The 25443-nt window shown below is 68.8% G+C and carries 14 protein-coding genes and 4 pseudogenes; 10 read left to right on the forward strand and 8 right to left on the reverse strand.

The annotated features are described in order from the left end of the window. Positions 1 to 8: 8 nt before the first annotated feature. Positions 9 to 2806 (forward strand): annotated as a pseudogene (locus ACOOE8_RS16915) (valine--tRNA ligase). Positions 2807 to 2879: 73 nt separating this feature from the next. After that, the gene (locus tag ACOOE8_RS16920; protein WP_420392580.1) at positions 2880 to 3395 is read left to right on the forward strand and encodes a DUF2155 domain-containing protein; all 516 of its coding nucleotides are present in this window, start codon (positions 2880 to 2882) and stop codon (positions 3393 to 3395) included. On the opposite strand, the gene aat is transcribed toward ACOOE8_RS16920, so the two are convergent. The 5 genes from aat to ACOOE8_RS16945 all read right to left on the reverse strand — a co-directional run bounded on the left by aat (position 3373) and on the right by ACOOE8_RS16945 (position 9996). Further along, the gene (aat, locus tag ACOOE8_RS16925) at positions 3373 to 4038 is read right to left on the reverse strand and encodes a leucyl/phenylalanyl-tRNA--protein transferase (protein ID WP_420392581.1); all 666 of its coding nucleotides are present in this window, start codon (positions 4036 to 4038) and stop codon (positions 3373 to 3375) included. The two genes, ACOOE8_RS16920 and aat, sit on opposite strands and share 23 nt — an antisense overlap. Continuing rightward, positions 4035 to 5381: an acetyl-CoA carboxylase biotin carboxylase subunit gene (gene accC, locus ACOOE8_RS16930; RefSeq protein ID WP_420392582.1), complete on the reverse strand. Its 1347-nt coding sequence runs from the start codon at positions 5379 to 5381 to the stop codon at positions 4035 to 4037. Before accC ends, aat begins: the two co-directional genes overlap by 4 nt. A 45-nt stretch (positions 5382 to 5426) precedes the next feature. After that, complete coding sequence (accB, locus tag ACOOE8_RS16935; RefSeq protein WP_420392583.1) at positions 5427 to 5882, reverse strand: acetyl-CoA carboxylase biotin carboxyl carrier protein; 456 nt, start codon at positions 5880 to 5882, stop codon at positions 5427 to 5429. A 176-nt stretch (positions 5883 to 6058) separates the two neighbouring features. After that, positions 6059 to 6805, reverse strand: coding sequence for a DsbA family protein (locus tag ACOOE8_RS16940; RefSeq protein ID WP_420392584.1), 747 nt, complete (start codon positions 6803 to 6805; stop codon positions 6059 to 6061). 113 nt (positions 6806 to 6918) lie between these two features. Further along, positions 6919 to 9996 carry an Rne/Rng family ribonuclease gene (locus ACOOE8_RS16945; protein ID WP_420392585.1) on the reverse strand — a complete coding sequence of 1026 codons (3078 nt, stop codon included), beginning with the start codon at positions 9994 to 9996 and terminating at the stop codon, positions 6919 to 6921. A gap of 1026 nt (positions 9997 to 11022) precedes the next feature. On the opposite strand from ACOOE8_RS16945, the gene ACOOE8_RS16950 reads away from it, so the two are divergent. The 7 genes and pseudogenes from ACOOE8_RS16950 to ACOOE8_RS16980 form a co-directional block, all read left to right on the forward strand. Beyond that, on the forward strand, positions 11023 to 12243 hold the full coding sequence (locus tag ACOOE8_RS16950) for an N-acetylmuramoyl-L-alanine amidase (protein ID WP_420392586.1): 1221 nt from the start codon (positions 11023 to 11025) through the stop codon (positions 12241 to 12243). Positions 12244 to 12462: 219 nt separating this feature from the next. Continuing rightward, positions 12463 to 14907: a penicillin-binding protein 1A gene (locus tag ACOOE8_RS16955; protein WP_420392587.1), complete on the forward strand. Its 2445-nt coding sequence runs from the start codon at positions 12463 to 12465 to the stop codon at positions 14905 to 14907. 267 nt (positions 14908 to 15174) lie between these two features. Next, entirely contained in the window at positions 15175 to 15366 is a 192-nt protein-coding gene (locus ACOOE8_RS16960; RefSeq protein WP_420392588.1) for an SMR family transporter, read from the forward strand. A gap of 16 nt (positions 15367 to 15382) precedes the next feature. Beyond that, a complete protein-coding gene (locus ACOOE8_RS16965) occupies positions 15383 to 15622 on the forward strand; it encodes a hypothetical protein (RefSeq protein ID WP_420392589.1) in 240 nt (79 codons plus the stop codon). Between the two features lie 211 nt (positions 15623 to 15833). Further along, a complete protein-coding gene (locus tag ACOOE8_RS16970) occupies positions 15834 to 16328 on the forward strand; it encodes a hypothetical protein (RefSeq protein WP_420392590.1) in 495 nt (164 codons plus the stop codon). Positions 16329 to 16543: 215 nt separating this feature from the next. After that, positions 16544 to 17761: pseudogene (locus tag ACOOE8_RS16975) on the forward strand (IS3 family transposase). Positions 17762 to 18145: 384 nt separating this feature from the next. Further along, a pseudogene (locus ACOOE8_RS16980) lies at positions 18146 to 19030 on the forward strand (IS481 family transposase); the annotation flags it as partial. Positions 19031 to 19042: 12 nt separating this feature from the next. Here the strand turns inward: ACOOE8_RS16980 and ACOOE8_RS16985 are convergent. Continuing rightward, positions 19043 to 19283, reverse strand: a pseudogene (locus tag ACOOE8_RS16985) (transposase); the annotation flags it as partial. A 597-nt stretch (positions 19284 to 19880) separates the two neighbouring features. Here ACOOE8_RS16985 and ACOOE8_RS16990 point away from each other — a divergent pair. After that, the gene (locus tag ACOOE8_RS16990) at positions 19881 to 22910 is read left to right on the forward strand and encodes a glycoside hydrolase family 113 (protein ID WP_420392591.1); all 3030 of its coding nucleotides are present in this window, start codon (positions 19881 to 19883) and stop codon (positions 22908 to 22910) included. Between the two features lie 12 nt (positions 22911 to 22922). Here ACOOE8_RS16990 and ACOOE8_RS16995 read toward each other — a convergent pair whose 3' ends face one another. Then, positions 22923 to 24659, reverse strand: a complete 1737-nt coding sequence (locus ACOOE8_RS16995; protein ID WP_420392592.1) for a right-handed parallel beta-helix repeat-containing protein — start codon at positions 24657 to 24659, stop codon at positions 22923 to 22925. After that, complete coding sequence (locus ACOOE8_RS17000; protein ID WP_420392593.1) at positions 24656 to 25306, reverse strand: HAD-IIIA family hydrolase; 651 nt, start codon at positions 25304 to 25306, stop codon at positions 24656 to 24658. The genes ACOOE8_RS16995 and ACOOE8_RS17000 overlap by 4 nt, the downstream gene beginning before the upstream one ends. Between the last annotated feature and the right edge of the window lie 137 nt (positions 25307 to 25443).

Raw genomic sequence — 25443 nt, forward strand, 5'->3', positions numbered from 1 at the left:
TGCGGATGATGTTTGAGAAGACCTACAACGCCACCGAGATCGAGCCGCGCATCCGCAGCGTTTGGCACGACGCTGAGGCCTTTCGTGCCGGCGCGGGAGCGGAGGCTGACGCGCAGCCCTACTGCATCGTCATCCCACCGCCGAACGTGACCGGCTCGCTCCACATGGGGCACGCGCTCAACAACACGCTGCAAGATGTCCTTGTTCGCTTTGAAAGGATGCGGGGCAAGGATGTCTTGTGGCAGCCGGGCACCGACCATGCTGGCATCGCCACGCAGATGGTGGTGGAGCGTCAGCTCGCGGACGAAGGCAACGTCGGTCGGCTCGAGATGGGGCGCGAGGCGTTCCTGGAGCGGGTCTGGCGCTGGAAGGAGGAGTCGGGCGGCGCCATCAAGGCGCAGCTCGACCGGCTCGGTGCCTCCTGCGACTGGTCGCGCGACCGCTTCACCATGGACGCCGGACTATCCGAGGCGGTGCTGACGGTCTTCGTCCGGTTGCACAAGCAAGGGTTGATCTACCGCAACAAGCGGCTGGTCAACTGGGACCCCAAGCTCCTCACCGCGATCTCGGACCTCGAGGTCGAGTCGCGCGAGGTGAGGGGCGAGCTCGTCCACTTCCGCTATCCGATCGAGGGCGTGGCGTTCGATCCGGACGACGACTCCACGTACATCGTCGTCGCCACGACGCGGCCGGAGACGATGCTCGGCGACACGGCCGTCGCCGTACATCCCGACGACGAGCGATACCGTGCGCTTGTCGGACGCAGGGTCGTCCTTCCGCTAGTGGGACGCGTCATCCCCATCGTCGCCGACCCCTACTCGGACCCACAGAAGGGGTCTGGCGCGGTTAAGATCACGCCGGCGCATGACTTCAACGACTTTGAGGTCGGGGGGCGCCATAAGCTGCCGCTCATCAACGTCTTCGACGAGCGCGCGGCGATCGCCATCGCACAGAACGATGCGTTTGCCCGCGGCGTCGATCCGGACAGGGTCAGCCGGCTTTCGAGTGAGCTCGAGGGCCGCGACCGCTTCGACGCTCGCCGGGTCATCGTAGCAGCGATGGACGAGGGCGGCTACGTGGAGACCGTCGAGCCCAACGTGCACCAGGTGCCGTTCGGCGATCGCAGCGGCGTGCCCATCGAGCCCTTCCTCACCGATCAATGGTACGTCAACGCCAAGCGCCTAGCCGGCCCGGCGATGGATGCGGTTCGCGACGGTCGCACGGTCTTCGTCCCCGCCAACTGGGAGAGGACGTACTTCGATTGGATGGAGAACATCCAGCCTTGGTGCGTCTCACGGCAGCTCTGGTGGGGACACCAGATCCCTGCTTGGTACGGACCCGGCGACAAGATCTTCGTCGAGCGCACCGAGGCCGACGCCACGAAGTCGGCCCAGACGTACTATGGTCGCCCGGTGGTCGTCCGCGAACGCGCCGAGGCCCAAGCGAGCTGGAACGAGCCGACGGCGGAGGGCGCACCCATCGTCCTCTACCGGGATGAGGACGTGCTAGACACCTGGTTCTCCTCCGCGCTGTGGCCATTCTCCACGCTCGGCTGGCCGGACCGGACGCCGGAGCTGCGGCGCTACTATCCGACCAGCGTCCTTTCGACCGGCTTCGACATCATCTTCTTCTGGGTCGCTCGGATGATGATGATGGGCCTGCACTTCCTCAATCGCGAGCCGTTCCACACCGTCTACATTCACGCGCTCGTCCGCGACGAGAAGGGCGCGAAGATGAGCAAGTCGAAGGGCAACGTCGTCGACCCCCTTCAGCTCATGGATCAGTACGGCGCCGACGCGCTGCGCTTCACCCTGGCAGCGATGGCCGCCCAGGGACGCGACGTGAAGATCGCCACTGCGCGCGTGCAGGGCTACCGCAACTTCGCAACGAAGCTGTGGAACGCGACGCGGTTCGCCGACATGAACGAGTGTCGCATCGACCCGTCGTTCGATCCCAAGGGCACCTCGGGGACGTTGTCGCGCTGGATTTGACCGAGGCCACCCGGACGGCGGACGCCGTGACCGAGGCGCTCGAGGCCTACCGGTTCAACGAGGCGGCGAGCGCGATCTACCGCTTCGCCTGGAACACGTTCTGCGACTGGTACCTCGAGCTCGCGAAGCCGGCACTCATGGGCTCGGACGAGGCGGAGAAGGCCGAGCTGCGCGCCACCACGGCGCACGTCATCGACCGCATCGTCGCCGTCCTGCACCCGTTCATGCCATTCGTCACCGAGGAGCTTTGGGCGCTCACCGCCGAGCGGTCCAGCTTGGCGCGCGAACGGCTCCTCATCCACAGTCCGTGGCCGACGACCGGGCTGCGCGACGTCGGCGCCGCAGCCGAGATCAACTTCGTCGTCGACCTCGTCGCAACCGTCCGCTCGCTGCGCTCGGAGGCCAACGTCCCGGCTGCAATCGAGGCGGACGTCGTCGTGATCGGCGGCTCGCGGGACCAGGAGGGATGGCTCGCCCGGCACGACGCTGCCATCCGGCGCTTGGCTCGCGCATCCGCGGTCAAGGTGTCGGACGTCGCACCGCCGAACGCCGCGCAGTCGGTCGTAGGCGACGTCGTCGTCTGCCTGCCGCTGGAGGGCCTCGTCGACCTCAACGCCGAGCGCCAACGGCTTCAGAAGGAGCTCCAGCGCACCGAGACCGACCTCGCCAGGATCGACGGCAGGTTGTCCAACGCAACGTTCTTGGAGAAGGCGGACGGCGAGGTCATCGAGGAGCAGTGGGAAAAGCGGCACGATGCGGCCTCACGGCTCGACAAGCTGCGTGCAGCCCTCGATCGGCTCGACCCCGCGGCTTGACCAGGGCAGAACCGCTGCGCTGCGGCGGTACCGCGCTGGCGCAGTTTGGCGCTGTCACGCATGAGAGGCATCGATGAAGTCGACGTTCGCTTCCCGCTTGCTCGCTGGCGCCGTGACCATCGCGGCGTTGGCGGGGAATGCTGCCGTCGCCGCGCCCATCGAGAACCCCGTCGCCGTGTTCTCGGGCCTCGACAAGGTCACGGGGCGGATCATCTCATTCGATGTCTACATCGGTGAGACGGTCCAGTTCGGCGCGCTGAGGGTGACGCCACGGACGTGCCAGACCCAGCCACCCACCGAGGAACCGAACACGGTCGTCTTCGCCGAGGTCGACGAGATCACGTTGGACTCAAGGATCCGTCGGATCTTCACGGGCTGGATGTTCGCTGCGAGCCCGGGGCTAAATGCCGTAGAGCATTCGGTCTACGACGTCTGGCTGAAGGGCTGTACGCTTTCGACCCAAGTCACGGCGCCGCCGGGCTTCGAGAGGGACAAGTACGCCACCGATCGGATGGGTTTGATCGAACGGCCGCAAGAGTGGTTTCCGCTCCCGCTGCCTCGTCCGGTCAGCGAGAACCGAGCTCAGTGAGGACCGCTGCGCCGCTCAAGGTTCCCGAGGTGAGCGGGGTCACTCTCGTCTTCAGCGCTTCGTCGAGTAGCGCCTGATAGCGTCGTCGGCTCACCTCGATGGCGCCGAACTGGCTGAGGTGGTCGGTGGTGAACTGGGCATCGAGCAGCGTGTAGGCGTTGGCGCGAAGGTGCCCAGCAAGGTGCACCAGGGCGACCTTCGACGCATCACGCACGCGCGAGAACATCGACTCGCCGAAGAAGGCACCGGCGAGCCTCACCCCATAGAGGCCGCCGACCAGCGCGCCGTCGAGATAGGCCTCCATCGAGTGAGCGTGGCCGAGCTGATGCAGGCTGACGTAGAGCTGGCGGATGCGACCGTTGATCCACGTGCGTTGCCGGCCCGAACCCGGCGCGGCGCAGCCGTCGATCACGCCCTCGAAGTCGGCGTCGATGCGCACCTCGAAGCGTTCCTGCCGAACAAGGCGCGCCAGGCGTCGCGGGACGTGGAACGCGTCGAGCGGCATGATGCCCCGGCGTTCAGGCTCGATCCAGTAGAGCCCCGGATCGTCGGCCGACTCCGCCATCGGAAAGATCCCGCAGGCGTAGGCCTTCAACAGGACCTCTGGGGTGATCTCCAAGACGATGTTGTCCGGGCTCGTCATACCTTCCCTCGGGCGAGGAACGCCTCCAGCCAGTGGATGTCGTAGGCGCCGTTCGCGATGTCGGGATGATGGATCAACTCGCGAAACAGCGGCAACGTCGAGTGGATGCCGTCAACGACGAACTCGTCCAGCGCTCGCCTCAACCGCATGAGGCACTCGACCCGCGTGTTGCCGTGGACGATCAGCTTTCCGATCAGACTGTCGTAGTGCGGGGGGATCCTGTACCCTTGGTAGACTGCGGAATCGACCCGCACGCCGAGCCCTCCGGGAGGATGATAGTGCGTGATCGTCCCGGGCGACGGGACGAACGTACGCGGGTGCTCGGCGTTCAACCGGCATTCGATGGCGTGACCGGAGAACCGGATGTCGTCCTGGGCCAGTCCGATGGGGCGGCCGCTGGCAACGCGGATCTGCGCATGGACGAGGTCGATGCCGGTGATCATCTCGGTCACTGGGTGCTCGACCTGCAGTCGCGTGTTCATCTCGATGAAGTAGAACTCACCGTCCTCATAGAGGAACTCGATGGTCCCCGCGCCGCGGTAGGCCAACTTTTGCATCGCCTCGGCGCATGTCGCGTAGATGCTGCGCCGCTGCTCCTCGTTGAGCGCGGGCGAGCGCGCCTCCTCCCACACCTTTTGGTGCCGGCGCTGCAGCGAGCAGTCCCGCTCCCCAAGCACGATCGCCTTACCACGACCGTCCCCCATGATCTGGATCTCGATGTGGCGCGGCGCGCCGAGGAAGCGCTCCAAGTAGACCTCGTCGTTGCCGAACGCGGCCTTCGCCTCGGCCCTTGCGCGCCGGGCCGCGCTGACGGCCTCCTCGCGGGAGCGGGCGATCACCATGCCGCGTCCGCCGCCGCCGGCGCTCGCCTTGATCAGCACCGGGTAGCCGATGCGGTCGGCCTCCGTCATCACCTCCTCGGCCGTCCGCACCGCGCCGTCCGATCCGGGGACGACCGGCAGGCCGAGCGCCTTCGCGGTGCGCTTGGCCTCGATCTTGTCCCCCATGATGCGGATCTGCTCGGCGGTCGGGCCGATGAAGGTGATGCCGTGCGCCTCCAGGATCTCCGCGAAGCGGGCGTTCTCCGACAGGAAGCCGTAGCCGGGATGGACGGCGTCGGCGCCCGTGATCTCACACGCTGCGACGATTGAGGGGATGTTGAGGTAGCTCGCGGCAGCGGCGGGCGGTCCGATGCAGACCGATTCGTCGGCGAGGCGCACGTGCATGGCGTCCGTATCAGCGGTGGAGTGCACCGCAACCGTGGCGATGCCGAGCTCCTTACATGCCCGCTGGACGCGCAGCGCGATCTCACCGCGGTTGGCGATGAGCACCTTCTTGAACATCAGCCGACCGCCGTTGCCATCGCAGCGTCCTCCACGCGGACCTCCTTAGACGATGGTGAGTAGTGGCTCGCCGTACTCCACCGGCTGCCCGTCCTCGACGAAGATCTCCGTAACCGTCCCCGCGCGCTCAGCGATGATTTGGTTCATCGTCTTCATGGCCTCGACGATGATGACGACCTGCCCCTGCTGCACGCTGTTGCCGACCTCGACGAAGGGGCGGCCGCCGGGCTCGGGCGCGCGGTAGGCGGTCCCTACCATCGGCGACAGCACCGCGTTCTCACCACCCTTGGGCGCCGCCGGAGAGGACGCGCCAGCAACCGTTGCCGGCGCGGGCACAGGTGACGCCGCTGCGCCCGGCGGTGCGGGCACGGCGACGACATGGCGCGCCACCCGCAGCTTCACGTCGCCGTGCGCGACCTCGATCTCCGACAAGTCCGCCTCGTGCAGGATCGCTGCGATGGCGCGGATGGCATCTTCGTCGATTGGGGGAGTGTTTGCCATCGCCGTGAGGAGCCTGCTGTCGTGGCCGCGGACGTGCCCGCCGCCTTCGTGCAGGCGTTGGTGTGGCGCGTCGCCGCCCATTCCCCGGTGATTGTGCCGTTGATGCGGGGCTCATCCACCGGGGCGGCCATCGTCGCCCTTAGCAAACTAGACCGGATCGCGCCGCTGGGGAAGCGTCAGCAGGAGGGCGTGCCGCAGCGGGCGATGTTGATGCGCGCCTTGAGGGCATCATGGCCGACCGCGCCCTGCTCGACGGCGTCGCCGATGACGTAGGACGGCGTGCCCTCGATCTGCAGCGCTCGAGCCAAGGCGTAGCTCTCCTCCACTGACTCGCGCACCGCATCCGAGGTCATCGCGGCCTCGATCTCCTCGCGCGGCAGGCCGAGGGCATCGATGAGCGTCAGCGCTGCCGCGTCGTCGGCGCGCCCTTCGGTAGCAAGGAGGCGGCGGTGGAACTCGTCATACGCCTCGGGTGCGACGGCGTTGACCGCGATCGACACCTGCGCAGCGCGCATCGATGCCTCGCCGAGCACCGGGAACTCCCTCAGCACGACGCGCAGGTTCGGGTCCCCTGCGATGAGGCGGTCGAGATCCTCGTGCGCACGCTTGCAGTACCCGCAGTTGTAGTCGAAGAACTCGACCAGGGTGACGTCGCCCTCCGGGTTGCCGAGCACCGCGCCGTAGGGCGAGCCTTCGAGGTCCTCGCGCATCGTGGCAAGCGCCGCGGCACGCTCCTCCTCCGCCTCCTCGATCCGGCGCTGTTGCAGCGCGGCGAAGGCCTCCTCGAGGACCTCGGGGTTGGCGATCAGGTAATCTCGCACGATGGCCTCGACGTCGGACCTCGTCAGGGGCTCCGCAGCGTTCGGCGCACCGAGCGGCAGGAGGGCCGAAATCGCGGCTGCGGCGAGGAAGATGCGGACCATGGTCGACCTTTCGCGGTGAGGCTCCGCCTTAGCGCGCCACGGCCCGCCCCGAAAGCGGGGGACGGACCGAAGGCGTCACATTCCATTGACCGGAGCCGTGCAACCGAGGCCGCTCAGAAGAACGAGCGGCGCTGCCACCACCCGGAGCGGCGCGGCCGCGGCGGCTCTGACGCCGCCTCAGCGCGCTCCGGGGCAGCAGCGGTTGCCTCATCCTCAGGGGCGTCCGTGGCCGGCGGGTCCTCCATGAGGTCAACGGTCGGCGCCGCGGTCTCCTTCGGACCGAGCTCGTCGCTCCGCTCCGCCTCACCTTCGACGGTCGACCCCTCCGCGCCGTCCGCCTCGTGCGCAGCCGAAGGAGTTCCCCCGTTCGTCCCCGCGCGCTGCTCGTCCGTTGCGCTCGCTGAAACCGCGTCGTCCGTGGCCTCGGACGAGGCATCCGACGCCTCGGCTGCGGTGGCGTCTTGATCAGCCGACGCCTCGTCGTCCTCCCTGCGGTGACGGCGTCCGCCGCGCCGTCCGCGACGGCGACGGCTCGGCCGCTCCTCCTCGTCCGCCTCCGTTGCGTCGACGGGCTCCGCCGGACTGGCCTGTCGGCCTTCGTCCGCCTCGGCGGACATGTCCCCCGCACCAACATCACCGGCCTCAACGTCCGACGTGTCCCCTACCGGTGCAGGGTCGCCGCGCCCATCAGCCGCGTGATCGTCTACCGCTGCCGCGGCGCTGCTGACCTCCCTCGAGGACTCCTCAGAAGACCCGCCCCCCCGCCGCCGGCGGCGGCGGCGCCTACCGCGCGACGAGCCGGACCTGTCGTTGGACTCGCCGGCCTCTTCGGCCGCCTCAGCCGCGACGTCCTCTTCGTCCTCGACCTCGTCATCCGCCATCACCGCGTCCGGCACGATCTGCGCCGTCGGAGGTGCCTCGGCAGGGTCGCGATCGACCGCCGCGCCCGACACGATCTGCAGGTGCTGCCCGGACAGCATCTCGTCGGCATCGACGGCGATCTCGAGGCCGAAGCGCTCCTCGAGCTCGTTGAGATGCTGTCGCTTCTGATTGAGGATGTAGAGCGCCACCGCGGCGGACGTCTTGATCATCACGTGATGATCGGCGTTCCTGAGGAGGTGCTCCTCCAGCGAGCGCAGGCAATGCAGCGCCACCGACTGGGTGGAGCGCACGTGGCCCGTCCCGGCGCAGATCGCGCACGGCACCACGGAGCTCTCCACCATCCCCTGGCGGATGCGCTGTCGGCTCATCTCCATCAGCCCGAACGGGGAGATCCGGCCGACCTGGATGCGCGACCTGTCGAGCTTCAGAGCGTCCTTCAGGCGCTTCTCCACGGCCCGGTTGTGCCGCTTGTCGTCCATGTCGATGAAGTCGATGACAATAAGGCCTGCGAGGTCGCGCAGGCGCAGTTGCCGAGCAACCTCGTCCGCCGCCTCGAGGTTCGTCTTCGTGGCCGTCTCCTCGATGGAGCTCTCCTTCGTGGAGCGCCCCGAGTTGACGTCGATGGAGACGAGCGCCTCAGTCGGGTTGATGACGATGTAGCCCTTGGAGGGCAGCGTCACCTGCTCGGAGAACATCGCGTCAAGCTGCGGCTCCACCCCGTAGGCGGTGAAGATCGGCGTCGGCTCGCGGTACTGCTTCACGTTCTTCGCGTGGCTCGGCATCAGCATGCGCATGAAGTCCTTGGCCTCGCGGTAGGCGGCGTCGCCGCACACGAGCACCTCGTCGATCTCCTTCCCGTAGAGGTCACGGATGGAGCGCTTGACGAGGTTGCCCTCCTCGTAGACGAGCTGCGGCGCGATGGACTTCAAGGTGAGCTCGCGCACGCTTTCCCAAAGGCGCAGCAGGTACTCGAAGTCGCGCTTGATCTCGGTCTTGGTCCGCGCGGCGCCGGCGGTGCGCAGGATGATGCCCATCCCCTCGGGCACGTCGAGCTCGGCGACGAGGCTCTTCAGCCGCTTCCGGTCCGCGTTGTCGGTGATCTTTCGGCTGACCCCGCCGCCACGGTCGGTGTTAGGCATCAGCACCGAGTAGCGCCCGGCGAGCGATAGGTAGGTGGTCAGCGCGGCCCCCTTCGTGCCGCGCTCCTCCTTGACGACCTGGATCAGCAGGATCTGCCGTCGCTTGATGACCTCCTGGATCTTGTAGTTGCGTCGCGGCGCCCGTGCGCGACGCTCCGGGATCTCCTCCAGCGCGTCGGTGTTGCCGAGGGCGGTGACCGACCCCTCATCGGACCCGGCGTCGTTCCCGTCGTCCGAGTCGTCGGGCGAGCGCGCCGTCGCCTCGTCGGACACGCGCGGGTCGTCGAGCCCGTCGGCCGACTTCTTCGTGGTGCGGCTCGGGGAGCGGCGTCGGCGCTTCGGCGCCGGTGCCGGCTCCTCGCCCTCGTCCCCGCCAGGTGCCCGGTCGGCATCGGCGCTGGCCGCAGGCGCGGCCTCGGCCTTATCGCCTGGAGCATCGGCGCTCGTGGCTGTAGACGTTTCGCCGGCGGCATCCGGCTCCGGCTCTGGGGCCGCCTCGCTCGAGGCACGACGCACGTCCTCGTCCCCTGGGGAGGGCGCATCGCGGTCGGCCTCGTCCGAGGGCGCCTCGTTCGCGACCGCCGGCTCGTCCTTGTCCTCGACCTCGACCTCGACCGTCGCCGCTGGCCCGTCGTGCACCGTGCCGACGTCGGCCTCGATGTTCTCCTCGACCTGCTGCACCGCGCGGTCGAGCGTGGCCGGCTCGTCGTCCGACGACGGCCCAGCATCCGGCGCCTCGTCCCTGCCGCCGCCACCAAGCTCCTCGTTCGGCTCGTCCGCGGACGCTGCCTCGGATGTCGCGGTCCGCGACCTCCGCGACGACGCGCTCGAGGACGAGCGCCGGCGGCTCTTCGGCTTCGCCGCCTCCTCGTCCTCGCGCGCCTCGGCGCGCTCCTCAGCGAGCAGCGCAGCGCGGTCCGCCTGGGGGATCTGGTAGTAGTCCGGGTGGATCTCGTTGAAGGCAAGGAAGCCGTGCCGGTTGCCGCCGTACTCGACGAACGCGGCCTGCAGCGACGGCTCGACGCGCGTCACCTTCGCAAGGTAGATGTTGCCGCGCAGCGGACGCTTGCTAGCAGCCTCGAAGTCGAAGTCCTCGACGCGCTTGTTGCGCACCACGACAACGCGCGTCTCCTCGGGGTGCGTGGCGTCGATCAGCATCTTGTTGGACATGAAGTTGCTCCTGGCACCGCGAGCGTCGGCCGGAAGGGCCGGTCGCATCCGAGCGGGCCGTTAAGTCGGTGAGGTCGGGGTTGGGTGCCGCTCGCGGGGCGGCCGCACATGAGCGGCCGCGCGCAACGGCGTCGCTGGTATCGCCTCGACCGTCGGGGTCGGCGCGATGGGGTGAGGGCGAACACGGGATCGCCACCGTGCTGCGACGGGTGCGCCGCGGCACGGGCTTTCCGACCGCGCTGCCCGCCCAGGTTGGCCCCGTCGGCGGTGTAGGATGGGCGGCGCGCCCCCGTGCCCTTCCGTCGACCCGTTCGATGAACCGCGACGAGCCTTCGGCCGGCTGCAGCCAGGGGCTGCACCGGGTGTCGGGGAGGACGATCGTGAGGTCCCGCGCCGTGGTCATGCGGCAAGGACGGCTGGCACGAAGTCAGTCGGCCGCATTACGTTACAGTGCCATGGCGCGGCGACGCCGAACGCGTGCTGGAGGGATCACGCACGTCATTGATGCACCGCGGAGGGTGTCCCTTGCGTCTGCCTGCCACGTTCCAGCTTGGCATTCCTGCGTCGTCCCCCGCGGCTGACCGCACCGCCGACCCTGCAGTGATCGCAAGGGCGGTGCGGACCGGCAGCGCCTCGAGCCCGCCACCCTGACGAGGCGGGATCATCGCCGCACCGGGCACGGACGCATTCGTCCGACCAGGCTGCGCCAGGCGCCGACGCCAGCTTTAGCGATCTGCCCAAACTGGACCCGAGCGCGCGTCGGTCAGCGCAAGGTTGTTCGGGCCGGATGGAGATTGGATGAGACAGCCTTCCGCAAACCACCCGTGCTGACAATCATAGTCGCTACAGGTGCCGTCAACCTATCGTCAACAGGCAACTTCCACAACATCGACGGTAGGCGCACGGAGCCGAGCTTGCCTCGCTCCGCGCACGGGTGACAGAGGACGGCGTCTGGTTCGTCGTCGGTCGGCCGACGCACGCGCGGTCCGCTCCGCGGGCGGCACGTCCGATGATATGGGGGTTGGCTTGCGCAAGCGTAAGATCGTCGCCGTCGCCGTTGCGGCGCTTGTCCTCGCGACCGGCGGCGGTGCGTCCGCCTCCAGCACGGTCGCGACGTCGGCGGCCTTCGACGAGGTCGCGAACGGGACACGCTTCGTCCTGGAGCTCTCCGGCGAGCCACACCTGCGGACGTTCGTCGTCGATCGGCCGCCGCGCCTCGTCGTCGACCTCGAGGACGTCGACTTTGACCTCGCATCGTCCCCGAGCGCGACCGGGGTGGTTGCTGGGTGGCGTTACGGCTCGCTGTCGCCAAGAGCGGCGCGCATCGTGTTCGACCTCGCAGCACCCGCGTTGGTGGAGCGGCACTTCTTCTTGTCGGCCCTCGCCGATCGCTCCGCTCGGCTCGTCATCGACATCGCGCCCGCCGACCCCGTGCGCTTCGCCAGGGCGACCGCCACCGCCTCGGCCGACCTGGCGGCGATGGGCGACGAGCTTGGGCTCGTTGAAGCCGCCGGGCCTGGCGATGCGGCCGTCGTCATGATCGACCCTGGGCACGGCGGGATCGACCCCGGCGCGATCGCCGAGGACGGGACGACCGAAAAGGAACTCGTGCTCGCCTTCTGCCTGCGCCTCGCCGAGCGCCTGCGCGAGGTCGAGGGGCTCACGGTGCGCCTCACCCGCGCCGACGACAGCTTCCTGTCCCTCAATCGACGGATCCGCCTTGCCCGCGCCGAGGGAGCGGACCTCCTCATCTCCGTCCATGCCGACGCAGCGCCCGAGGATCACGTCCAAGGAGCGACTGTGTACACGCTGTCGGAGCGTGCCTCGGACGCTGAGGCCGCCGCCCTTGCCGCCCGCGAGAACCTTGCCGACGCGGTCTCCGGCGCCATCCGGCCGAACCTTAAGGAGGACGTGTCGGGCATCCTGGCGGACCTGTTGCGCCGCGAGACCAAGGTCTACGCGCACGGCTTCGCGCGGGACCTCGTCGCCGCCCTGGGTCGCAACGTGCGGATGAACGCCAACCCGCACCGCTCGGCTCGCTTCCGCGTGCTGATGGCGCACGACATCCCCTCCGTGCTCCTTGAGCTCGGCTACCTCACGAACGCGGACGATGCCACCACGCTCCTTTCGGAGGCGTGGCAGGACCAGGCCGCTGGCGCGGTCGCCGAGGCGGTCGCCACCTTCTTCGGCGTCGAGCCTTTGGGCGCCAGGGGCGCGGGCGGCGCCTCCCAGACGTCCGATCCATGACCGTGGTTCGTGGTCGCTGCGGATCTGTGGGACCGGTTGTTGCGGTTGGGTCGATGGGACGTCGGGCATCCTCGTCGGACAGCCCGAAGTCAGCCACGCCCTTGCCCGCTGCGCTTCCTTTGAGTAGGCGAAGTGCGTTGGGGACCATGGGGATAAGCGCTGTGCCGCGTCGCCTGAGCGGCGCGTCCCCCGCGGAGCGGCCCACCGGAGGCGTGACACGTGTTTAGGTTCTTCGTCGGCTTCTTCGGCTTCCTGTTCTCCCTCGGCTCGGTGCTCGGCCTGATCGCCGCGGCGGGCGTCGGCATTTACATCGCCCAGCTCTCGCAATCGCTGCCCAGCGTGGACGTCCTGCGCAACTACGAGCCCGAGGTGATGACGCGCATCCACGCGGCGGACGGCTCGCTGGTCGCCGAGTACGCCGAGAAGCGCAGGCTGTTCCTTCCGATCCAGGCGATCCCGCTGCGCATCCGGCAGGCGTTCCTGTCGGCGGAGGACTCCGGCTTCTACACGCACGCGGGGCTGGACCCGCAGGCGATCGTGCGCGCCCTCCTCACGAACCTCAAGAACCGCGGCTCCGACTCGCGGCCGGTGGGCGCCTCCACCGTGACCCAGCAGGTGGCGAAGAACTTCCTCCTCACGAACGAGGTCTCCTACGAGCGCAAGGTCAAGGAGGCGATCTTGTCGCTGCGCATCGAGGCTGCCTTCACCAAGGACCAGATCCTCGAGCGCTACCTCAACGAGATCTACCTCGGCCTCGGCGCCTACGGCGTCGGCGCCGCGGCGCTGGTGTACTTCGACAAGTCGGTCCACGAGCTGACGCTGTCGGAGGCCGCGTACCTCGCCGCCTTGCCCAAGGCACCCAACAACTACCATCCCTTCCGCGAGACCGAGCGCGCCATCGACCGGCGCAACTGGGTGCTGGAGCGCATGGTCGTGGACGGCGTGCTGTCCGTCGAGGAGGCACGCGCGGCGAAGGCGGAGCCGCTCAAGGTGTCGCCGCGCGAGCGCTCGCGCTTCCTGTTCGCCTCGGAGTACTTCGCGGAGGAGGTCCGGCGCGAGCTCATCGAGCTCTACGGCTACGATACGCTCTACGCGGGCGGCCTGTCGGTGCGCACCTCGCTCGATCCCGAGCTGCAGGTCCTGGCGCGCGAGTCGCTGATGGACGGGCTGTTGGAGATCGACGCGGGCAAGGGCCGCTGGCGCGGCCCCATCACGACGCTCGAGCTCGGGGCAGGGGAGGACTGGGGGGCCAAGATCGGCAGGGTCGAGGAGCTCGACGACGTGCCCGAGTGGCGCGTCGCCGTCGTCCTGTCGGTGAGCGGGAACGAGGCCGTCATCGGGCTGCAGCCGGAGCGGGACGTCTGGGGCGCCCTGTCGACCCAGCGCGAGCAGGCCCAGCTTCGGCTGTCGGACGTGCCATGGCGTCGGGGCCCGTCCGGGGCGTTGTCCTCCATGCGGCAGGTCGTGAACCCCGGGGATGCGATCTACGTCGAGGAGGGCGAGGACGGCGCCTACACGCTGCGCCAGATCCCGGCGATCCAAGGGGCGCTGCTCGCGATGGACCCCCACACCGGGCGCGTGAAGGCGCTCGTGGGCGGCTTCTCGTTCGCCGAGTCGGAGTTCAACCGCGCGACGCAGGCGTGGCGGCAGCCCGGCTCCTCGTTCAAGCCGTTCGTCTACGCGGCGGCGCTCGACAACGGCTACACACCGTCCTCCATCATCATGGACGCGCCCATCGAGATCGTCGTCGGACGCGAGGTGTGGCGGCCGAAGAACTACGGCGGCTCCTCCTCCGGGCCCTCCACGCTGCGCATGGGCCTGGAGCGCTCGCGCAACCTCATGACGGTGCGCCTCGCCAAGGACATGGGGATGCCGCTGGTGGCCGAGTACGCCGAGCGCTTCGGCATCTACGACGACCTTGGGCTCTACCTGCCGATGGCCCTCGGCGCCGGCGAGACCACCGTCAAGCGCCTCGTGGGCGCCTACTCCATCATCGCGAACGGTGGACAACGCATCCAACCGACGCTCATCGACCGCATCCAGGATCGCCACGGCCGCACCGTCTTCAAGCACGACAACCGGCGCTGCGACGGGTGCACCGCGCTTGCCTGGCGCGGACAGCCAGCGCCCGAGGTGATCGACGAGCGCGAGTACGTGCTCGACCCGATGACCGCCTACCAGGTGACCTCGATGATGGAGGGCGTCGTGCAGCGCGGGACGGCCACCGCCGTGAAGGCGCTCGGCAAGCCCGTTGCCGGCAAGACCGGCACGACCAACGAGGAGAAGGACGCCTGGTTCGTGGGCTTCACGCCCGACCTCGTGGCGGGCGTCTTCATCGGCTACGACGACCCGACCCCCATGGGCCAGGGCTCGACGGGCGGCCAGCTAGCGGCGCCCATCTTCCTCGACTTCATGGAGAAGGCGCTGGAGGGCAAGCCCGGCATCGAGTTCCGCGCACCCGCGGGCATCAAGCTCATCCCCATCGACAGGGGTTCGGGGCGGCGTGTCGCCGACGGCGAGGGTGCGATCCTGGAGGCCTTCAAGCCGGGCACGGCGCCGGGCGACACGTTCTCGATCATCGGCCTCAACGACAACCAGCCGAACGGGCGCATCACGCGCGAGTCCGAGCGCGCCGTCCTGTCGGGCACGGGCGGGCTGTACTGACCCGACCGTGGTTCGATCGACCGTGCGCTTGCGGGGTTGAACCACGGCAAGGCCGCGCGGGCGCGCGCCTATGCGACGACGTCGCCGGCATGACCGATCGTTACGCCTTGCATGGGCGGGAGCCGCTCCGCGCCCGGGTGGCGCCACGCCTCGGGCTCCAAGCCGCTCCGCTTGCCCTCCCGGAGGGGATGCCTAGGTGCTGCGTCACAGGTTGCGCGCGTCATCGGCGTTGCCGACCGGCACGGCCCGGCGCTCCTCAAAAGCCTCATGGCCTGGATCCACCAGATCGCCGCCGGCATCCTCGAAGTTGCTCGAAGTTGCTTGGGCCTACGCGATAAGGCAGTCGGACGGCTTCACGCGCCTCGTCCGGGCGTCATGGTCGTCATGGTCATCGGCAGCGTGAGCCTGCTGTCGGTCTCGATGCGAACCCTGCCGCTCGGCACCGCCTATCCGATCTGAAACCGGCATCGGGGCCGTGGGCGCGTTCCTCATGAAGATCGTGTTCCTAGGGAAGGCCGTCAGCCCGTCGCGCATCGTCGCGGCTGCCCTGATCGTCTCAGGCCTGGTCCTGATGACGGTGCCCACCTCGGCACGACGCTCCAACGCCCAGGGTCGGAGCCACATCCTCGACCACGCCGCCCCGGTGCCCGACGTCGCCTTGCGCACCCGGCCGCGCGTGCTAGATCCCACGCCGTTTGGCCCGGAGGCCGCATGAACCGCTCCGCCGAGATCGAGGCCGCCGTCGCCAGCGCCCTGTCGCTCAGAAGGACCCGATGGTTCGAGGCCGACGGACGACAGGCAACACGCCGCACCTGGCAAGGACGGCACGTGTTCCCAAGGGTCGCAATGACGGACCACCGGACGACGAAGGGTTGTCGTCGTCGCGCTGATCCGCCAGCGCTAGTCGCAAGCACGGAGATGAACCGATGACGAGGCCCTTCGTAAGCTTCGCCGTCCTCTTCGCGGTCGCGTGGCTCGCGTCGAGCGCCGCCGCCGACCCGGCGACCCGCGACGACGTGAAGTGGCGCAGCCTCGATGCCGCCGCCATCGCACGCGAGCTCGTCGGCAGCACCGTGGAGGGTCGCTACGCCAGCGGCGGCTCCTTCACCGAGGAACTGCGCGCCGACTTGACGACGCTCTACCGCGACGATGCGGTGGACACCCCAGGGACCTTCACGCTCGAAGGCGAAGCCATCTGCTTCGCCTATCCGGTGCCCCTGGAGACCGGATGCTTCCTGGTCTGGCAGCGCTCGCAGAACTGCTACGATCTCTACTTCGCAGCGGGGCAGGGACGCGTTGCGGCAAGCCTCGCCCAGCGGACGCTGGGCGTCGGTTGGGATGCTCGCTTCTGGCGCACCGAGGACGAGACGACCTGCCCGACCATCGGCCTCGCCACGCTCTTGCCCCAACGACGGGGCTGACGCCGGCGCCGCACCCCGCGGCCGCCTTCGACCACCCGTCCGCCATCCGGCGCAACCGAGCGCTGCCGGTTTCGAGCCTCATAGCCTATCCTGTGCGTGCCGCCCTCATGTAAGGCCGCCTGCGGTGACCGACGGCAGCTTTGGCGGACGATGACGTTGCCCCCGGCGCCTGATCCAGGGCGAAGTGGAGTTTCGGCCCAGAGAGGACCGAACGCATGAAGCGCAGCAGGTTCACGCAAGAGCGGATCATCGGCGTGCTGAAGGAGCGTGCGGCGGGAGCGAAGGTCGCCGAGTCGTGCCGCAGTCACGGCATGAGCGACGCGACGTTCGACGCCTGGAAGTCGAAGTACGGCGGGATGGACGTGAGCGAGGCGAAGCGGCTGCGCGGGCTCGCGGAGGAGAACGCGAAGCTGAAGCGGCTGCTCGCCGAAGCGATGCTCGACAACTCGGCGCTGAAGGATCTCTTGGGAGAAGATGGTGACGCCCGCTGCGAAGCGAGAGGCTGTCGCGCATCATCGAGCGACGTTCGAGGTGAGCGAGCGGCGGGCGTGCACGGTGGTCGGCGCGAGCCGGATGACGGTCCGTTACCGTTCGGTGCGGCGGCCCGACGGTCAGCTGCGCGAACGGTTGAGAGCGCTGGCGCACGAGCGACGGCGGTTCGGCTATCGGCGGCTGCACGTGCTGCTGCGGCGCGAAGGCTATGCCTTGAACCACAAGCGCCTCTTCCGGCTTGACCGCGAGGGAACGCCTCACGGTGCGCGAGCGCGGCGGCCGCAAGAGGGCAGTCGGGACGCGAGCCCCGCTCGCCGTGCCGCTCCGGCCGAACGAGCGCTGGTCGCTCGACTTTGTGTCCGACCAGCTCGCCTGCGGCAGGCGCCTGCGCATCCTGACCGTCGTCGACGATCGCACCCGCGAGGTGCCTGGCGCTGGTCGCCGACACCTCGCTTTGCGGCGTGCGGGTTGCCCGCGAGCTCGACCGGCTCGTTGCCGAACGCGGCCGGCCGACGACGATCGTCAGCGACAACGGCACCGAGCTGACCGCGAACGCGATCCTCTCACGGGCCGACGAGCGTCGGGTCGCCTGGCACTCCATTGCGCCCGGAAAGCCGATCCAGAACGCCTTCATCGAAAGCTTCAACGGCCGCCTGCAAGACGAGCTCTTGAACGAGGGCCTGTTCCGCTCGCTCCCCCATGCCCGTGCTGTGCTGGCTGCGTGGCGCGCCGACTACAAAACGACGCGGCCGCATTCGCGTCTCGGCTGGCTCACCCCGAACGACTACGCCGCAGCAATCCTGCGCCCGCGTCGCTCTCACGACCTGTTCAACCTCGACGGGTTTGGTTTGCCCCGCCTACCGACGTTAACCGCCGAATTCCAGCCGCCGCTGGATAGAAGTTCGGGGCAACGTCACGCCTCGTCGGGTTGTTGGGGATGACCGGCAGGCCACCGCGATCGCTGACCAGCGTGCGCAGGGCCTTGGCGTCGAGAGCCTTGGCGTCGTAGGCCCCATCGGCGGGGCACCAGCGCGGAGCGAAGGAGCCGATGAGGTCGGCGGCCACTGGCGCGTCGCCGCGATGGCCAGGGCGAACGATCAGGCGTCGGGGGCGTCCAGCGCCATCAACCGCCATGGGGATCTTGGTGGTGCGCCCGCCTCGCGAGCGACCGATGGTCGGGGCGTCCGCCCCCCTTTGCCGCCGGCGGCGCAGCGGTGAGCCTTCGCGCTGGTGGCATCCAGCACGAGTGTCGCCGGTGGTCCGCCCTCCTGTGCCAACGCCTCGAAGAGGTCGTTCCGCTGAGCAAGACAAGTTAGTCGAGAGAGCTGAGGGCCCTCGCGAGGCGCTACGGGATCAACCAGAAGACCGTGGCCGAATGGAAGGAGCGCTCGTCGGTGAGCGACCTGCCGACGGGACCGGAAGAGCTAATGTCAACGGTCCTGTCCGATGAGGACGAGGCGATCATCGTCGCCTTCCGTCGCCACACCGTGCTGCCGCTCGACGACTGCCCCTACGCTCTCCAGCCGACGATCCCACATCTCACCCGCGCATCCCTTCATCGCTGCCTGCAGCGCCACGGGATATTCCGACTGCCTGATGTCGATGGCGACAAACCTTGCAAGAGGAAACTCAAAGCCTAGCCGATCGGCTTCCCCATCGACATCGCCGAAGTGTGCACCGCCGAGGGAAAGCTCCAGCTTCTGGTGGCGATCGACCGGACGTCGAAGTTCGCCTTCGCCCAGCTCGTGGAGAAGGCCAGCCGCGTCACCGCATCGGCCTTCCTCGTCGCTCTCGTCGAAGCGGTGCCGTATGAGATCCACACCGTGCTCACCGACAACGGCATCCGGTTCCGCTATCCACCGCGCCATGCGAACGGCCCGACTGCTCGATCGATGACCCACATCGCCATGCGCTGCCGCGAGCATGGCATCGAGCACCGCTTCACCAAGCCGAACCATCCATGGACGAACGGTCAGGTCGAACGGATGAACCGCACGATCAAGGACGCCACCGTCAAACGCTTCCCCTACGACGGCCACGAGCAGCTCCGGCGACACCTTGCCGACTTCATCGCCGCCTACGACTACGGCCGCCGACCCAAGACCCTCAAGGGACTTACGCCCTACGAAGACATCTGCAGACGGTGGACAGACGAACCCCAACGCTTCACCATCAACCCGCTCCAGCAAATGCCGGGATCAGACACCTAGAGTACTTTCGGTTTAGTCGTACGCATAGCCGCAGTGACGGATGTAGCGGCGACATTCGTCGGGATGGAAGCGGTCGAGGCGCGCGCCGATGGTGTCCCAGAGGTCGTCGCGGGTGCGCGCGGCGGCCTTGCGCAGGAGCGCCTTCAGCTTGGCAAACACCATCTCGATGGGGTTGAGGTCGGGGGCTGTAGGGCGGAAGATGGAGGACGCTGGCGCCCGCCGCAGCGATCGCCTCGCCCACCTCGGCGACCTCAACGTGCGAACTGCAAACGCGAAACCGCCTCCTTCAGCGTCGCGTTGAGCTCGCCGTCCCAGCAAGGCAGCGGCGGTGACCCGTGAGGCGCGATGTTCAGGGGTGGACGACGTGCTTTCGCACCGGTCACGACGCCGTTGCGCCGCGCTACCCCTCCCATCGGCGCGTTGACCGCCGACGGCGCGGGCGTCGCATCGGCCAGAGGGTTGAACCAGTCCCTGGCTCAAGGAGGCGCAGCAAGAGGCGGACCGCGGTAAGCGTCCTGAGGAAAGGAGAGTTTGGGTGCTGTTGCTGCTGTGCGCCGCCCCATCATCAGGTTGACTGCCGAACGGTCCGGCGTTGCGATGGGCTTGAGTTCGAACAGGGCCCCCTGCTGCGGTGCAGCGATCAAGCGGATCTCGCGAGGGTCGCGAGGGAAGGAAGGGCGGCGGGTCCCGCGCGCCAACAAGCTAGCGCCCGACAGTTGCGGGTCGCGCATCCTTTACTTGTGCGAACCTGCTATCGCGCAAGCATCACGCCATCCGTCGGATCAATGGGCTTTGCTCAGGGTTTTCCCCACGAGACAAAGATCTACACCATTCAACGGATAGAGTCACCATGCCGCGTAGCTTTGAGTACCAAGGGATCGCTTATACCTCTTGGTGGAACGGCGACTTCTCGAAGTTGGGTTCGAAGGAGGCACTAGACGACATCCGGGGTGTAGGGGCGAACTCGGTCTCGATCACGTCGACATACTTTCTGGAGCACAGCCGAGGCTCGCAGATCGTTGCCGATCCGGAGCACACCGAGAGCTTCGAGCATATGGCAGTCGCCATCAGGGACGCGCAGGCGCGCGGCCTCACCGTGATGCTCAAGCCCCACCTCGACTCCTACGATCACGTCTGGCGCGGCTCGTTCCAGCCGAGCAACGTCCCCGAGTTCTTCCAGAACTACAAGGCCTTCATCGTCGAGCAGGCTGAGTTCGCCCAAGCGATGGGCGTGGAGCTGTTCTCCCTTGGCTGTGAGATGGATCAGCTCTCCACCGATGCCTACAAGTCCTACTGGCTCGACATCATCGAAGCCGTCCGAAAAGTCTACCACGGCGAGCTGACCTACTCGGCGCACTGGTTCGACCCCAAGCAGGTGTCGTTCCTCGGCGAGCTCGACGTCATCGGCATCAATCCCTACGTGCCGCTCGGCGACGTCGGAGATACCGTCGAAGACTTCGTCGCCGCATGGGACGCGCCGCAGGTGGGTACCCACGCCGCCACCACCTACGGCGGCCTCACCCCTTACGAGTACTACGCCTCGATCGCGCAGACCTTCGGGAAGAAGGTGATCTTCACCGAGCTCGGCTATGTGTCCACCGACATCGGCGCCAGGCATCCGGGCTACGACGACTGGGCCGGGACGCCCAACGACGCCCTGCAGGCGGACCTTTACCAGGCGTTCTTCGAGTTCTGGAGCGTGGGCAAGGGCGCCGAGGCCGACTGGCTCGCCGGCACGTTCATGTGGAACTGGGACCCCACCACCGACAGCAGCAAGATCGACCGGTGGGAGGTGGCGCTGACGCCGCAGAACAAGCCGGCCGAGGACGTCATCGCCCGGCATTACGGTGCGGACGACGTCGCCCGGGAGGGCCAGGAGGTCACAGTCACGGTGCGCGCCTCCGGCATGAGCTACAAGGTCGACCCCGAGCTCACCGTCGTCGTCAACGGCGAGATCCTCGGCGCGCAGGCGGTGACCGCGGACCTCTTCACCCACGACTGGGCCTACCGCGGTCAGTGGCAGACGCTGACGTTCACCGGCGAGGTGGCGACCGCCGACGAGCTCATCGTCGAGGTGTACTACGCCAACGACTCCGAGGGTGAGGGCGAGCGCAACCTCTTCGTGGATTGGGTTGAGGCGGATGGGACGCGACGCCAGGCCGAGCACGTCGACAACCCGGCGAGCTTGGGGTGGGTCGAAGCCGACATGGCTCCGATGGTCGTCGATGGACGCCTCGTCTTCGAACCCATCGCGACGACGCCCGCCGTGCCGGGGGACGAGACGCCCCCGGGCGTGACGATCGACGCCTCTAGTGCGCACTCGAACGAGGCCGAGCGCCTCATCGCCGGCCACACCGAGGTGGGGGCCGTCGTCGAGATCGTCGCCGCCGGGGTGGTCCTGGGGCACGCGATCGCGGACGAGCGTGGGGACTTTGCCATCACCGTCACGTTGCCGAACGAGGGGGAGCACGTGCTGACGGCGCGGGTCACGGACGCGGCCGGCAACGTCGGCCGCAGCGCTCCTGCGGTCCTCAAGCTCGACCAGACCGCACCGGAGATTGCGCTCAGCCCGTTGGATGGCGTCGTCACGACGGCGGACGTCGTGGTGGCGGGCACGGTCGACGGCGTCGAGGCGGGGGCGACCGTGACGCTCCTGTCCAAGGGCTTTGTGATCGGCGCGGCGCTCGTCGGCGCGGACGGCGGCTTCTCTTCCCAGGTTGCCCTCGACGACGGGACGCACGCGCTCAGCGTCCGTGCGACGGACGAGGCGGGCAACACCGAGGAGCAGCGGCTGTCCGTCACCGTCGACACCACCGCGCCCGCGCTTTCCGCGTTCAAGGCGGTGGCGGCCGCGGACGGCGCGCTTGAGCTGTCCGGCGAGCTCGCCATAGTCGAGCCGGGACTTACGCTCACCGTGGTCGTGACGGACGGTGAGGGCCGCACGCTCCACGAGGGTCCGCTGACGCCGACGGGCACGAGCTTCGCGACGGTCCTCTCCCACATCAGCCTGACGAAGGGCGCCGACCGCCTGACGGTGACCGTCGCCGCGGCTGACGCGCACGGTAACGCGTCCACAGCGACCCTCGCCGTCACGGCGGAGGATCATGGCCTGGGCCGCGAGGTGCGCATCGTCACGGACGACACGGTGACGCGCCAGTTCTTCGACGCGCGGGGCACCTACGCTGGATCGGAGGTTGCGTTCCAAGAGGGTGGCGAGCTCTACAAGGTGTTCTACGACGAGGGCTGGACCGTACACCACCACGAGGTCGTGGGGCTTGCCGGCGATCAGCTCGTGCGCCGGCACTACGACGCCGACTGGGCGCTGATCGGCGCGGAGACGGTGGAGTTGAAAGACGGTCAGATCATCCGTCACCTGTTCGACGAGGACTGGGAGCGCACCGGCGCGGAGATCGTCAGCGCGATTGGCGACGAAACCCTGCGTCAGACCTACGACCCCGCGTGGTCCAACGTCGGCAACGCCATCGAGCACGTCGCCTTCGGCCAGCTCACGACGAGCTACTTCGCCGACGACTGGGACTTTCTGGGTGCGACGAGGCAGAGCGCCAAGCGCCACGCGGTGGTGGAGACCAAGGTGTACGACGAGCGTTGGAGCTTCGTCGGGGCCGAGCGGTCGCTGCGCGAGGACATGGTCGCGGCGTTCGACGAGGGTTGGCAACGCACGGACGAGGCCCCTCGCTCGCCCGGTGCCGACCTTCAGGCGCTCGACCCGACCTTTGCGCTGCGCGGCGACGACCCCTACGAGGCGATGTCGCAGTCCGCGGCGGACCTCGCCGCGCTGACGTCCTCCGCGACGGGCACGACGACGCACGACCTCCTGGAACTCTACGCCGAGGCGCTGGACGCGAGCTGGCTCGGCTGACGGCGAGGCTCGTCAGCCACCGAACTCGTAGGCGCCAACGTCGGCCCCGGCGCCGACGGGCACACGGCGCCCGTCGAGGTCGACCGCGAGCGGCGCGGCCCGTGCGGCATCCACGCACGGGCTCGTCGCCGTCAGCCGGTAGGAGCCACCTTCAGGGTCGTCGAACCGCGGCGAGCCCTCCACGATGTCGGCGACGGCGCCGTCGCTGATCACGACGATCCCGCGGTAGGAGGCTGACGTTCGCCCGTCCCAATCCCACGCAGCGCCGCCACGCGGGCCGAAGCAGTTGTTGTGGTAGGCGTTGCCTGTGCCGTTGACGCCGTTGTTCGCACCGCCGCCGGCGAAGTGGAGCCACGCGCCCCCGCCGTCCTCCGACACGATGATGTTGTCCTCGACCAGGTTGTCGGAGAGGCGACAGCCTGGGTCCTCGCAGTAGGCCTCGAGGCCCCAGTAGCCGCCGACTACGGTGTTGTGGCGCACCCGATTGGAGGTGCAGTCGCGGGCGATGAGGGCGGGGCGGTCGGCGGCGACGTCGTAGCCGTACCGGTTCGCCTGCAGCGCGATGGAGCCGCTGCGCCGCGCGGAGGCGCAGCTGACGACGAGGTTGTAGTCGACGTCGATGAAGTCGGACTTCTCCACGTAGATCCCGCGCGAGTGGCAGCGCTGGACCACGTTGTGGCGCACCGCGTAGCGCGCCCGGGGCGCCACCACCTCGTCGATCCAGATGCCGATGCCGTGACCCTCGGACGGGTTCGGCGCAAACGACAGCGGGACGCAGTCGGTGACGGTGTTGCGCTCGACGAACGCTGCCCCCTGCCAACCGGGCTCGCCCCATCCCCAATTCTTGATCGCCCCGGTCGTCGCGAAGACCGCGGATGGGACGGATGAGCTCGGCACGACGCCATCGGTGAGTGCGCAGCAACGGGCCACCGTGTTGGCTCGCACCACGACGTCGTCGAAGCGGCCGCCGAAGCCGATGCCCGACGCGCCGCAGTCCTCCACGCGGTTGCCCTCGACGAGGAGGCCGCGGCGCGGCTCGGCGCTCGCTAGGCTTATGCCGGTCACGTAGGCCGCGACGACGCGGCAGTTCGCGATGGTGCCGTCGCTCAACGTGTCGGCCATGATGCCGTAACTTGCTGCGCGTTGGATGGTCAATCCGGCGAGCAGGAGGCCGTGCCGCCCGAGGAGGTCGACGGCGAAGGGCCGCACGCTCGCCTCAAGGATCGGTGGCGGCGCCTCGCCACACGCGACGCGCAGCGTCCCGGCCGCCCAGCTCCAGGTGCCGATGCGGAGCGGCGCCCCGGCGATCGCGCGCTCGAGCCGAGCGTCGCCGGAGAAGAGCTGGGTCGGCTCCGCCATCGGTGCGACCCAGCTGCCGTCGCCGACCGGGGCCAGCCCGGTGACCGGGTCGGCGCCCGAGATGACGGGGTCCGGACCATCGCCGTAGGCCGCGATGGTGACCCCGTCGGCGGGGGCGACGAGCGTCTCGCGCCACGTCCCGCCGCGCTCGAGGAGGATCTTGGAGCCTTCAGGGGCTCCGACGTCGGTGAGCGCTGTGAGGGTGCGCCGGGCGGTGCGGGGCGACAGCCCGTCGTTGCCGTCGTCCCCCTCGGGGGAGATGTGGAGCGTGAGTGGCGCCGGGGCCGCGCTCGCCCTCGCGCGATGCACCGCCGGGAGGAACGGCAGCGCGCCGAGCGCCTGCAGCACCGCGCGGCGGCTCGGTCGATGGCGGTGGAGCGGGCGCCTCACTCGTCCCCCTTGCTCGTCTCCGACGTTACGCGCTCAAGGCGCGCCGCGACGGCAGCCATGGTCGCCTCGACCGAGGCGAGGTGGGCGAGCTCCATGGCCGGACCTGCGCTGTCGGAACTGGAGATGTCGGCGAGCGCCTCCGCCCCTCGTTCGGGATCGACGAGCGCGCCCCAACCGACGCCCGCGCTGCGGGCGGCGAGGAGGTCGCTGGGCTTGTCGCCAACCATGAGGCTGGCGGGAAGGTCGAGGGGGAGGAGCCGTGCGGCGAGCTGGAACATCCCTGGGTTTGGCTTCCTGTAGAGCATCGCATCGCCCAGCTCGTCCGGTGCCGCTCCGGCGTAGAGCGTGAGGTCGGCGGCCGCGCCAGCCGCGGCGAGGAGCCGCCCTACCTCGTCGTCCACCGCCACGAGCTCGGACCAGGTGAAGCGCCCCCGCCCGACGCCGCTCTGGTTGGAGACGACGACCACCGGGACCGAGCAGCGGCGGGCTAGGCGCATCGCCGCCGCGGTCGCCTCGATGAGCGCGACGTCCCGAGCGCGGGACGCGTAGTGCCGGTCGATGTTGATGATGCCGTCACGGTCGAGGAACAGCGCCGGGCGAGGGCGCATGCTCCAGTAGGCCGCGACGCCACGACCGATCCTGACCATCGCCGGTGACGCCCCTGCACAGGGCCTGACGGCCGGTGCATCCCCGGACTGCGCGCCGTCTACCATGCGCCTGCCTCGCATCCCTCAGCGACCGGCGCTGGGTCCATGCGCCCGCTCAGCCATGGCGCCGCCCGCTA

Source organism: Acuticoccus sp. (genome assembly GCF_965213555.1).
Taxonomy (GTDB): domain Bacteria; phylum Pseudomonadota; class Alphaproteobacteria; order Rhizobiales; family Amorphaceae; genus Acuticoccus.

Coding starts and splice junctions, on each gene's coding strand:
- ACOOE8_RS16920 (WP_420392580.1), top strand. CDS start 2,880: ATGAAGTCGACGTTCGCTTCCCGCTTGCTCGCTGGCGCCGTGACCATC.
- aat (WP_420392581.1), bottom strand. CDS start 4,038: ATGACGAGCCCGGACAACATCGTCTTGGAGATCACCCCAGAGGTCCTG.
- accC (WP_420392582.1), bottom strand. CDS start 5,381: ATGTTCAAGAAGGTGCTCATCGCCAACCGCGGTGAGATCGCGCTGCGC.
- accB (WP_420392583.1), bottom strand. CDS start 5,882: ATGGCAAACACTCCCCCAATCGACGAAGATGCCATCCGCGCCATCGCA.
- ACOOE8_RS16940 (WP_420392584.1), bottom strand. CDS start 6,805: ATGGTCCGCATCTTCCTCGCCGCAGCCGCGATTTCGGCCCTCCTGCCG.
- ACOOE8_RS16945 (WP_420392585.1), bottom strand. CDS start 9,996: ATGTCCAACAAGATGCTGATCGACGCCACGCACCCCGAGGAGACGCGC.
- ACOOE8_RS16960 (WP_420392588.1), top strand. CDS start 15,175: ATGGCCTGGATCCACCAGATCGCCGCCGGCATCCTCGAAGTTGCTCGA.
- ACOOE8_RS16970 (WP_420392590.1), top strand. CDS start 15,834: ATGACGAGGCCCTTCGTAAGCTTCGCCGTCCTCTTCGCGGTCGCGTGG.
- ACOOE8_RS16990 (WP_420392591.1), top strand. CDS start 19,881: ATGCCGCGTAGCTTTGAGTACCAAGGGATCGCTTATACCTCTTGGTGG.
- ACOOE8_RS17000 (WP_420392593.1), bottom strand. CDS start 25,306: ATGGTCAGGATCGGTCGTGGCGTCGCGGCCTACTGGAGCATGCGCCCT.